Annotated in this window: 10 protein-coding genes; 1 reads left to right on the top strand and 9 read right to left on the bottom strand. The window is 48.6% G+C overall.

Features of this window, described 5'->3' with window-relative positions:
• Positions 1–19 precede the first annotated feature (19 nt).
• The 9 genes from B2Y11_RS05870 to B2Y11_RS05830 all read right to left on the bottom strand — a co-directional run bounded on the left by B2Y11_RS05870 (position 20) and on the right by B2Y11_RS05830 (position 11,291).
• Positions 20–856: a deoxyribonuclease IV gene (locus B2Y11_RS05870; protein WP_291057262.1), complete on the bottom strand. Its 837-nt coding sequence runs from the start codon at positions 854–856 to the stop codon at positions 20–22.
• 544 nt (positions 857–1,400) lie between these two features.
• On the bottom strand, positions 1,401–2,657 hold the full coding sequence (locus B2Y11_RS05865) for a Glu/Leu/Phe/Val family dehydrogenase (protein WP_291057260.1): 1,257 nt from the start codon (positions 2,655–2,657) through the stop codon (positions 1,401–1,403).
• Positions 2,658–2,927: 270 nt separating this feature from the next.
• Entirely contained in the window at positions 2,928–4,283 is a 1,356-nt protein-coding gene (locus B2Y11_RS05860) for a sodium-dependent transporter (protein ID WP_291057258.1), read from the bottom strand.
• Positions 4,284–4,666: 383 nt separating this feature from the next.
• Positions 4,667–6,100 (bottom strand): MFS transporter, encoded by a 1,434-nt coding sequence (locus B2Y11_RS05855; RefSeq protein ID WP_291057256.1) that lies wholly within the window; start codon positions 6,098–6,100, stop codon positions 4,667–4,669.
• Between the two features lie 785 nt (positions 6,101–6,885).
• On the bottom strand, positions 6,886–7,344 hold the full coding sequence (locus B2Y11_RS05850; RefSeq protein ID WP_291057254.1) for a MarR family winged helix-turn-helix transcriptional regulator: 459 nt from the start codon (positions 7,342–7,344) through the stop codon (positions 6,886–6,888).
• Between the two features lie 133 nt (positions 7,345–7,477).
• On the bottom strand, positions 7,478–8,077 hold the full coding sequence (locus B2Y11_RS05845; RefSeq protein ID WP_291057252.1) for a DJ-1/PfpI family protein: 600 nt from the start codon (positions 8,075–8,077) through the stop codon (positions 7,478–7,480).
• A gap of 83 nt (positions 8,078–8,160) precedes the next feature.
• On the bottom strand, positions 8,161–9,480 hold the full coding sequence (locus B2Y11_RS05840) for a type II restriction enzyme (protein WP_291057250.1): 1,320 nt from the start codon (positions 9,478–9,480) through the stop codon (positions 8,161–8,163).
• On the bottom strand, positions 9,470–10,309 hold the full coding sequence (locus B2Y11_RS05835) for a DNA adenine methylase (RefSeq protein ID WP_291057249.1): 840 nt from the start codon (positions 10,307–10,309) through the stop codon (positions 9,470–9,472). The genes B2Y11_RS05840 and B2Y11_RS05835 overlap by 11 nt, the downstream gene beginning before the upstream one ends.
• Before the next feature lie 244 nt (positions 10,310–10,553).
• Positions 10,554–11,291, bottom strand: a complete 738-nt coding sequence (locus tag B2Y11_RS05830; RefSeq protein WP_291057248.1) for a TRM11 family SAM-dependent methyltransferase — start codon at positions 11,289–11,291, stop codon at positions 10,554–10,556.
• A gap of 111 nt (positions 11,292–11,402) precedes the next feature.
• Here B2Y11_RS05830 and B2Y11_RS05825 point away from each other — a divergent pair, with 111 nt between their 5' ends.
• On the top strand, positions 11,403–11,738 hold the full coding sequence (locus tag B2Y11_RS05825) for a hypothetical protein (RefSeq protein ID WP_291057247.1): 336 nt from the start codon (positions 11,403–11,405) through the stop codon (positions 11,736–11,738).
• Positions 11,739–11,925: the final 187 nt, after the last annotated feature.

Genomic DNA, 11,925 nt, shown 5'->3' with positions numbered 1-11,925 from the left:
CGATTTAATCAGCGCTTCCCTAATCTTTCCGAAGCCCTTTCAGCAATGCGATTTCCTTTTCATAGCCGGGAAGCTCGTTTGGCGTTTCCAAATAGAAGGGAAGGTTCCTGAGCAGGGGATGGTTGATGATGCGGGCGATGGCGTCAAGGCCCAGGGTGCCTTCCCCGATTTTCTCGTGACGGTCCTTGTGGCTTCCCAGGGGATTCTTGTCATCGTTCAGATGAATGGCATGGAGGCGGGGAAGGCCGATGACTTCGTCGAAATGCCGGAGCACGCCACCCAGGTCGTTCACTATGTCATAGCCGCCGTCGTATACGTGGCAGGTGTCAAGGCATACTCCCAGACGGTCTTTCCGCTCTACCCTGTCCATGATGGCCGCCAGCTCTTCAAAAGTACGGCCTACCTCTGTGCCTTTGCCGGCCATGGTTTCCAGGAGCACATACTTTGGCAGCTCTTCCTGGTCCATGGCGTAGTTCAGCATGTCCGCAATGAGTGTGACCGCCTTGTCCACGCCTTGCTTCAGGTGGGCGCCGGGGTGAAAATTGTACATACAGCAGGGCAGGTGGGCGGTCTTGGCCAGGTCTTCCCTCATGGCAGTCCTGGCAAACTCCCGCACACTGTCCTTCGTGGAGGCGCCGTTCATGGTGTAGGCACCGTGGCAGAGGATGGGACCGAAGCGGTGCTCCTCCATCCACCGGGCAAGGCCGGCCACGTCTTCTTCTATAAGAGGCTTGGCCTGGCCGCCCCTAGGATTCCTGGGAAAGAACTGGAACGTATTGCCTCCCAGGGCCGTGGCGGTTTTCCCCATGGCCAGGAAGCCTTTGGAAACAGATAAATGACATCCGATGATAAACATATTTTTTCTCCTTTATATAGGGCCGCTTTGCGGCCCGGGTTCAGAGGGTTTTGCGCCCAAAGGGCGCGAAAGGTTCTTAGGTTTGACAGCCCTTCGGGCTGAGGGTTGTGGTGACGCAGCCACCAAAGGGGGGCGGGCCCTTCGGGCCCGAAGGTTGTAGCCGCCTTCGGCGGCAGGTTGTGTAGAAGGGTTATGATTTAAAAAGATTTTTAAGGTTCTTAGGTTTAACAGCGTCCTTTGGACGCTGAGGGTTGTGGATTGCCCTGCCGGGCAATAAATTATATAGGCCGCCTTCGGCTGACCCCTTCCGGCTCGCTGCGCTCGCCACCCACCCCTTAGGCAGGGTGGGCAAGGACGTTACGGGATTGGCTTTTGTGTCTCCAGGGGAAGCGCCTCCAGAGAAAATCCACAGCCTGTCTCATCAGCCTTCAAAAATCCTTTTGTTTTCTCTCCCGATTATATCACGTTACGCAGACACTAAAAGAAGCCTCCTGCCTACGTCCTTTGTATACGGCAGGAGACCTCTTTTATTCCGATTTCCCTTTTATCCTAAAAATCCTCTGGTATTCTGTGCTTCCACTACCCGCTGCAGGGCCAGCATATAGGCGGCCAGGCGGTAGGTGACGTGGTATTTTTCCTTTAATGCGTATACGTCTTCATAGGCTTCGCGCATTTTCTTTGCCAGTCTTTCGTTATATTCCGCCTCGGTCCAGTAGTAGCCGGTGCGGTTCTGCACCCATTCGAAATAGGAGCCCACTACGCCGCCTACGTTGCTCATCACGTCAGGCAAAACTTCGATGCCCTTCTTTTCGAAATAGGTATCCGCCTCTTCTGTGGTGGGTCCGTTGGCGCCTTCCAGAATGAGGGGTGCCTTTACTCTTTCCATGATGTTTGCATTGAGCTGGTTTTCCAGAGCCGCCATGAAGAGCACATCCACGTCCTGGCTGAAGAGCTCGCTGTCCGGAATGATTTCCGCGCCGCTTTCGGTATAGCCCTTCAGGGAACGGCCGTGGGAATTGGCGTATACGTACATGGCTTCGATGTCCAGGCCCTTGGGGTTGTGCCAGGTGCCGTTGATGTCGCCGATGGTGGTAATCTTTACCCCTTCTTGGTGCATGAGGAGGGCACCTACGGAGCCTACGTTGCCGAAGCCCTGCACTGCCATGGTGAGGCTGCCGATGTCCTTATGACTCTTTTCACACCAGGTCTTCAATGTGAAAAGGAGTCCCCGGCCGGTAGCTTCATTTCTTCCCAGGGAACCGCCGGTGGAAAGGGGCTTGCCTGTCACCACGCCGGGCTGCCAGCTGCCGGAAAGGGCGGCGTATTCATCGGCAATCCATGCCATGATCTGGCCATTGGTATTCACATCCGGCGCCGGCACATCCTTATCCGGCCCGATGATAGGATAAATCTTCCTTACATAGCCTCTGGTGAGGCGCTCCAGTTCCCGCGAGGACAGCTTGTGAGGATCCACCCGGATGCCCCCTTTGGCACCGCCGTAAGGAATATTGCCGATGGCATTCTTAATGGTCATCCAGGCAGCCAGGGCCTTCACTTCGTTTTCATCGGACTGGGGATGGAAACGGATGCCTCCCTTGGCAGCGCCCCGGGCAGTGGAATGCTGCACCCGGTAGCCGGAGAAAACCTCTACATGCCCGTCATCCATGCGGATAGGAATGCTGACCGTAAGCTCCCGTTCCGGGTACCGTACAAAAGCATAGTCTTCTTTTTTGTAACCCAGCACTTCGGCCGCCCTGTCCAGCACGTCCAGCATGTTTTCGTAAGGATTGTAATTCGCCATTTTTCTGCCTCCTCAATGAAATGATAAGCCCGGAAAGCCTCCAGGCCCGCTTCCTCTACTATAACACCGCCTGCCTGATTTGGAAACCAAGTCATGTTAGTATGAGTATTCCGTATAATTACACCATCCAGTGTTTCATAGATGGCATATAAGGAAGGTGATACCTGTGGGAAGCGCCGCAAATTGTACCCACAAAAAAGACGCCCGCAGAGGAGCGTCTTTTTCATTCGATTTCCTGTCAGAAAAACACGAGTACACTATACCGCCATGTCACATGAGACCTTTGACCAGGATAATGAAAATCAGCAGAGGCAGAACGTACTTGAAGTAGGGACAAATCCAGCGGGGCATTTTCATGCCTTCCCCGGTATTGACTTCCTTCAGGTAGTTATCAAATCCCCAGCCGTATTTTGTTACGCAGAAAAGGGCGAAAACGATGGAGCCGCCGGGGAGGATGAGGCTGCTGACCAGGAAGTCCTCCATATCCAGGATGCCCCGCCCGCCCAGGAGGTGGACGCCAGACCAGAGGTTGAAGCCCAGCACACAGGGAATGCTGCCGAAGAAGACCAGGGGCAGCAGCACCAGCACCGCCTTTTTGCGGCTCCAGCGGAAGTTGTCCATGCAGTTTCCGATGAGGGATTCAAACACCGCCGTCACGGTGGAGAAGCTGGCAAACGTCATGAATACGAAGAAAAGGGCGCCCCAGAGCTGACCCATGGGCATATGGATGAAAATATTGGGCAGTGTCACAAAAATAAGGGACGGCCCTTCCGACGGCTCTACGCCGAAGGCGAAGCAGGCAGGAAATATAATCATGCCTGCCAGAAGGGCTACGAATGTATCCAGCGCCGTGATACGCACCGCTTCCCCAGTAAGGGAATGGTCACGGCTCATGTAGCTGGCAAAGATTTCCATAGAGCCCTGGCCTACGGAAAGGGTGAAGAAAGCCTGGTTCATGGCAGCGGCTGCCACATTGCCAAGGCCCGCCTCCACCGCTCTGTTCCAGTCGGGAAGAAGATAGAACTCCAGCCCTTTTCCGGCCCCGGGCAGCAGAATGCTGTTCACCGCCAGGATCACGATGAGCCCCAGAAGCCCCAGCATCATACACTTCGTTACTTTTTCCAGACTTTTGGCTACTCCTCCGGCGCACACCAGAAATCCCACCAGCACATTGATGCCCATGAAAATCATCATTTCAAAGGGATTGGCCACCATGGCATCAAAGGAAGCGGCCACCGCCTTCGGCGAAAGGCCATTGAAGGAGCCGTTCAGAAAACGGACGAAATAATCCACCATCCAGCCGGAAATGGTGGTGTAGTACACCATGAGGATAAAGCTCCCCAGAAGGCATACCCAGCCGTGGATATGCCAACGGCTGCCCTTCGGCTCCAGGGCCTCGAAGCCCCGCATGGCGCTCTTGTGGCTGGCCCGGCCCACCGCCAGTTCCATGGTTACCACCGGTATCCCCAGCAGCACCAGAAAAAGCAAATAAAAAAGCACAAAAACCGCGCCGCCGTATTCGCCGGTAACGTAAGGAAATTTCCACACATTGCCGATACCGATGGCGCAGCCTGCGCTGACAAGGATAAATCCCAGGCGGGATTTAAAGCTGTCTCTCTCTTCCATTCTTCTTTCCTCCGATTTCCCATTATAGCGGCAGGCTGACACCCGTTTCCTGCCGGATTATGAATTCCACACATGAAAAAACGCCCTGCCGGAAATTCCTATATTCCGGCAGAAAAAGCGCCGACCATCATGGCCTTTGTGAAATTCACATAACTTTTACATTATACTACATGTTCGGGAAAAGGGAAAGGTGGCGGAAAAGGGAGCCGCAGAGCGGCTCCGGGTTCAAAAGGTTCAAAGGGTGGTTGCGCCCTGTACAGGCGCAAATTTTAAAGAAGGGGCGCGGCTCCGCCGCAGGTTGTGCAGAAAAGCTGCATAACCTGCCGCCCATGACCCATTCGGCAGAAAAACTACTCAGCGGCAAGCGGTAAGCAGACAGCGGTCTATCGTCTCTCTTCTACGGTCTCCCGTCTTTCCCCCCTTTCCTCTTTCCGAAAGGAGGAGAAGAGGGCGGCAAACTGGAGAGCCCCCAGCACGAGGAGCAGCAGGAAGGCCTCGGCGGTGCCTGAAGCGGTGGCGTGGACGAAATCGGAAGGAAGCGCCAGCTGGGCGGCGGAAACCAGGGCCGCCGCCACGGCAGTGCCTACGGCGCCGGAAAGCTGCTGCAGCGTATTGCAGATGGCATTCCCGTCCGGTTTCATGGATTTATCCAGCACGGACAGACTGTAGGTGAGGATATTTCCTACGGACAGCCCCTGGCCGGCGGCGAAGAAGAGGTAGCACCCCATAAGCACCCCGGTGGAAGCGAAGGAAAGGGTACTGTTGAACAGGACAAGGGAGAAAATCAGGAAGACACTTCCCAGAAGCACCGGTTTTTTGGCGCCGAAGCGGTCATAAATCCGACCTGACACCGGCGCAAAGAGGGCGCCCAGAACACAGCCGGGCAGAAGGATACAGCCGGCGGCAAAGGCATTTTCCCCTGTGACAATCTGGGAGAAATTGGGGATAAGGAAGCCCAGAGCCAGACAGATGAACTGGAGGAGCGAGAGCCCCAGAGCCCCCAGCACGAAGGGCCGGTTTCCAAAGGCGCGGATATTGAGAAGAGGCCGGCCGCCCCGCTCCATGCACCTGATTTCATGGTTCCTGAAAAGGAAGAGGGCCAGCAGAAATCCTGCAAAGAGAATGGCCGCCATCACCGTGATTTTCCCCTTTCCCAGATCCGTGAGTCCCAGAAGAAGGCAGGTGAAGGAAATGGCCAGGTACAGAAGGCCGCCCGTATCAAAGGGGCGGATGCGGATTTCCGAAGACTGGCGCACCGACAGGCCGCCTGCCATAAAGGAAATCAGAAGCAGCGGAAGCACCGCCCAGAATATCATGCGCCAGCCGAAAAGGCTCACAATATACCCGCCGATGGAAGGTCCCACCGCCGGTGCCAGGGCGCACACCAGCATGCCTGCCCCCACCATGACACCCAGCCGGTTAAGCGGTGCCTGCTCCATAATGATATTAAACATGAGGGGCAGGACGATGCCCGTACCGGCCCCCTGGAGAAGCCGTCCCAGAAGGAGAAGAAGGAAATCCGGCGACCAGGCGCCAAGAAGCGTTCCCAGAATGAAAAGCCCTGCCGCCGTTAAGAAGAGCCCCTTCATGGGGAACCGCTCCTTCAAGTACCCGGAGGTGGGAATCACCACCGCCAGCACCAGCAGGTACCCGGTGGTAATCCACTGTACCAGGGAAGTGGAAATTCCAAACTCCTTCATAAGAGAAGGGAAAGTCACATTCATAGCCGTCTCGATAACCACGCCTGTAAAAGACAGTATCCCTGCCGCAATGATAGAAAAAATCAGCCGCCTGTCCAGGCGCCGTTCAAATTGCATACAATCGCTTCCTTTCATAATAGTGGGCCGCTTGGCGGCCCGGGTTCAGAAGGTTCTCCCCATCCTATGGACGCTGAGGGTTGTGGATTGCCCTGCCGGGCAATGAATTATATAGGCCGCTTTGCGGCTGACCCCTTCCGGCTCGCTGCGCTCGCCACCCACCCCTTTCAGGGGTAGGCAAGGACGTTACGAGATTTGCCTTTGTGCCTCCGGTGCTGCCAGGCAGAAAAAAAGGGGAGGGGACGGGCCCACAGGGCCCGCAGGTTGCGCAGAAGGGCTGCGTTTGCTGCGCGCAAGGGCTTTCCCGCCTCCCACCGGTCATCCTGAACGTAGTGAAGGATCTCGGTACATGGAGATAGTGGCTCCTCTGCCGATACATACCGGCCGGCGGGAAAGATTCGGGGAAAATGACTTCTTAAGATGTTCAGGTTGGATGGGCCCTGCGGGCGCAGAAATAAAAAATAGTACCACAGGGGCAAAGAAGAAATGCACCGTGAGGATACCAAGTACACTGCCTCCGCCTGCTTATGGTTATCTCAGGTAATTAACTTGCCTCTGTAGTATACCACAATTCCCTTATTTCGTAAATTTTCACGAAATCACTGATTAAATCATTTTCTGCTTATATTCCTGATTTTTTATGCAGTGCAAAGTATACCCCCCCCCAGACTGCGGGCCCTTCCGGCATACAGGCCGCAGAAAATGGGATAAAAGCCCATTCCCTGAATCAATATTTCCTTAAAGTCACATAAAAAAAACACGGCATGCCGCCGTGTTTTCATTTCCTATTTCAAGGGGCCATACTCCGCCCTTGCTTTCAGCAGAATGTTCTTTACCTTCCCTACCATGGCAACCATGGCCTTTATATCATCTTCCGGTATATCCTGCATTTCTTGGCAGAGCCAGCCCTGGAAGCCGGTCACATACACATCATAGTAATGCTTCCCCAGATCCGTGAGGGTCAGCGTAAAGACCCGGCGGTCACTGCGCCCCTGCCTTTTCCGCACCACCTCCATGGCGCAGAGTTCATTCACCAGCTTCGTAATAGACGGCATGGTGCTGTTCATGGCCTCCGCCACATCACTGACACGAACCGTCCCTCCTTTCTGATGAAGCTGATAAATACAGTCAATAATGCGGATATGCCGCGGCTTAATGCGGGGCGGCAGATCCGGCAGCAGCTCACAGATCCGGCGCGATTCATGACAGGCATTGAGGAACTGCCTGGTCAATTCTTCGTTCATTCCTATCCCTCTTTTTCTGAAAAATTTGAAATATGTAACATCCCATATGTAAAAGTATACCGCAGCTCGCATTTTTATGTAATCTATTTTATTTTTTTGTTTTTTATAAAAGAAAAAGCGCCGAAAACTTCTCCTATTTCCCCTGTTTCTTAAAACACCAGCCACCCTCGGCCCTTTCATTCCAGCCATACTCCATGCCCTCTGCAATGGAAAAGGCCTTTTCCCTACCAAAATGATCCGCCACAAATCCCAGGGCCATATCTATTCCGGCAGACACGCCGGCGGCAGTGTAGAACTTCCCGTCCCTCGTCCAGCGGGCATCCCGCTGCCAGAGCACCTTTTTCCCCATGGACATGGTCCAGTCAAAGGCCTTCTTATTTCCTGTGGCATGAAGCCCGTCTAAAAGCCCTGCTGCCGCCGCCAGGGCAGAACCGGTACACACCGTCATCACCAGCGTCGATTCCAGAGCCGCCTTACGAAGAGCGGCAAGAAAATCATCCTGCAGCACCAGCTGCCGGCTTCCCATACCGCCGGGAATGAGAAGGATATCACCGGGTCCCGGAGAAGACAGCGCCTCCGTCATCACTACCAGGCCCTTCTCATTAGACACCGGGCCGCCGAAAAGAGAAGCATACCGGATTTCATAGCCGGGAAGCCTCCCCAGCACCTCCAGCGGCCCCAGCGCATCCAGAGCGGTGAAATCATGATAAAGAAGAGCAGTAATCTGTTTCATGTATACAAGCTTTCTTCAGACATTAAGCCTTTCAATATTCTTTGCGTGTCAAAACTCATTTATCTTTTCCAATACATTAATGCTTAAGTCTCATTATTAAGAGCAACAATCCAGCTAATCCACCCAAGTACAGACTGTGACCGACGTCGCATTGTTTCTTCATCAATTCCCTTAATCTTGGCCTCCTGCATTAACTGAACAACATCCGATTTTGTCAACATAATACCAGTTTTTAAATATCTAGTTAATGCATTTGCAAAAACGGAATGCTGCAATATACACTTACAAAATTCAAGTTGTCTCCGTTTAAAATTGGAAGTCAAAATTGACATCCCTTTGGAAGTCAGGGTATATACAGGTTCGCGATTCTCATTATATGTTTTTTCAATTAAGCCTAGATATCGTGCTGCATTAGTATAATAATCGGATTGCCGTTCGTTAAATGCGTAATTCGCGGTAACTTTATTTTTAGTAAGTTCCTCGTTGCTTGATTTGATAAGTTCACATAAATTTATGACTCTTTCGAAACTATCCGCTTGCGGAAATGGAATGTTATCAGGTTCTGGTTCTGGTTCTGAAACCGCATTTTTTAAAACAGATTGAATATCCATCATGGTAATAGTTGTATCCTCAATTGAATACCTCTGTTGTTTCACCAAATGCAAGGAGTTATAATTGTCTATATCTTCAAATGCATATTCCATAATGCGATAAATACCATTTGAATACACTAAAAAAACTGTCTTGACTTCTTTACTAACTTTTTCTTTCCAGAGTCTAAATGGATAATACAACTGTCTGATTAAAAAATCATCTGCAAGATCTCTTTTGGCCTCAAACAGAGACAAAAAATTAATTCCTTCATATGCTGCATCAATTTCAATTTGAGACCTATTAACTTGAAGGCAGTAATTCGGTTCTGCCTTATAAACATGATTAACATGAAAAGAGAATGAGCCAGAACTCATACGCCCTGAAACAGTCGACACAAGCTTACTTTGTTCTTCTTCTAAAAATTCAGCAATAATACCAGAAGCAACAGCCGCATTGAGTGCCATCGCTTCACTAGTAATATTATCAACATCTAAGCTTTGTACATAGTCTGGAAGTTGTACCCTTGTTATATCCATTTTCTCATCTTCAAACTGATGATAAACATCAAAGTGTCCGATAGCATAATCGCCACGAGTAATTGGCAAAATTGCTAATTTATTTTTTAAAAATATTTTAGGTAAGTTGATGTGATGATCAAATTTCGTCATTAATCTAGGCTCTCTCTCTTCTTTGATTTGATTAGCCGAGATGACAAATTTCCCCTTGCTCTCAATCTGTTCTAATATATTATATCTATCGAACAGTTTCTCCCAGGCCAAGTCATTTTTAGTATTTTCTTTACCGCTCATAGTTAGTCACCACAACTTCGTCAACATTTCCGCGCTTGCTACCAACTGAATTAATAGCCCTCTTGGCTTGCACACGAGTAATCTTGTAGTTCTGATATTGATCAAGAATAAATTCAGTTGCGGAATTTGACAACATAAATTTAATTCCCCGCGAATCCAACTTATCACAAAAAGCCTTTAATCGTATTTGTTCTTCCCTTCCAAAGCCTCCTCTGCTGTACCCCGTAAAATTCGAAGACGTAGATATTGGATCGTATGGTGGGTCCAGATATACAAACGTTCCTTTTGTTATATTTTTTAATACCAAAGAATAATCGCCAGTAGTAAAATGGATATTAGCCTTATTAAAATAATTGCTAACAGCCCGGAGTACTGGTTCGTTTACAATGTTAGGATTTTTATAACTCCCAAAAGGCGAATTGAATTCACCAGCATTATTCACTCTATACAGCCCATTATAACATGTTTTGTTTAAATATATAATTCTAGCTGCTTTTTGTACTTCTGAAAGACTTTGGTATTTTTCTCTATCTCTGTCCCAATCTCTTATCTCATAAAAAAACTTTGAATCATTTTTCATTAGCTTTAGTAACTCAATGAGCTCATCCACATCATTTTGAATGACATTATATACATTAATTAATTCAGCGTTAATATCATTGACATAGGCATTCTTAGGTTGTATAGAAAAAAGTACTGCCCCGCCACCAATAAATGGTTCACAATATGATTTATAACCTTTGGGAAAAAGTGGTTTCAGAGTATCCAGTAATTGTCTCTTCCCTCCCACCCATTTCAAAACAGGAGCTACAAGTTTATTTTTAGCCATTTTGAAGTGCCTCCCTAAAATATTAATTGATCTTGTTATTTTAACATATTTGAGCATATCACTTCAATACCTAATATATAATCGTTAGTCCAATGCATTTACATGCACTTGTGATGCATTTACAATGTATTTGATATTTCTTGTTTTCCTGAATTCGTAAATATAATTTTTTAATTTAAAAGGCCAAAATTTCTCAAATTATTGGGGCTAAATTCGTGATATTGTATATCATTATTTTCTATATTTATTTTCTGAAAATCATCAAATGCTCATGCGCCAAAAGCAAGAAATTAAACTTTTTGCTCCGTTCAACCCATTCTGCCGTATGACGGCAGTTGTACTGCTCTTTAATAATCAATTCCTTAAGAGTAAAACCACATTTTTCAAACACAGACATAACCTTGAACCCCAGAGGTATAACACATCCATGCTGTCTTAAATCTCCCATCAAAATCGCACAGAATTTTCCTCTTTTTAATACCCTGTAACATTCATGAGCAACCGTTTCCATTTCCTTTAAAAAAGGTCGCACACTCAAAAGTGATATATCTGCCGGTATGTTTTTACTGTATTTAATAATATCGGCATAAGGCGGATGAGTGCAAATGAAATCTATTTTCTCATTAGGAATATAGGCAAGATTACGTGCATCTGATTCGTGTAAATAAACTTCCCCGCATCCCGGCCTATCAAAATTGCATTTTTTAGCGGTCAACTGCAAAGCCTTTACATTGACATCCGAACCTACCCCAATCCGATTCAGCAGCCTGCATTCTACCATTGTTGTTCCTCCACCACAAAACTGGTCAAGAACTATATCTCCTTCCCCGCTGTACCGTAAAAGTAAATTACGGGGCACATATGGCGACCAATTGCCGCGGTATGAAGAATCATGAGTTGCCCAATCTCCGTGCTCCGGGAATCTCCATACCGTAGAAGTTTCCAAATGAAAGTTGTCCGGTTCCCACCTTTTGATAGCCATTTCCATCGTTCCTTTTCTTACTTACACAATAAAAAATCCCTGCTTTCTTTGATAAAATATGCTATAATAATATTAGCACAAACGTTCATGTCTTGAAAAGGAGAAAATGCCATGCTGGACCAATTTGCAGTAAAAATTCCGCAAGAAGACATTATCAATGACACAAAGCTGAAATCCGACGCGAAAGCAGAAGATGTGTGCCTCTGGTGCAACGAAGACGATTTAAACAACTATATGGACAATCTCTATGCTAAACGAAACGGACAAGCCTTTCTCCAGGAGGGCGAATATGTACGTATCCAGCAAAAAGATGTAGAGGACCTGATTCAGTCCTTCAAAAGTGGAAAGCTCCATGCAGTAGACAAGGAAAACATGAAAAAAGCCCTGTACTTCATTAAAGAGCGGCTCACCCTTGGGGATTCTATTTTCTACAGTTGTTCTTTCTAGACATAAAAAGCCTTTCCTATAGAGGAAGGGCTTTTTCGTACCATATCAGTCTGAGCTAGGGAAGCGCTGATTAAATCACTGTCCGCTTTTATTCTTGAATTTTTATGCAATGCAAGGAATGGGACGACGCGAATAGCGAGCTATTTAAGGAGTCCCATGACGAAGCAGTGCATAAAAATTCTTATAA

This window comes from Dialister sp. UBA1703, from assembly GCA_002320515.1.
Taxonomy (GTDB): domain Bacteria; phylum Bacillota; class Negativicutes; order Veillonellales; family Dialisteraceae; genus Dialister.
The sequence above is the reverse complement of the archived record's forward strand: the minus strand, read 5'-3'. Positions and strand labels throughout refer to the sequence as shown.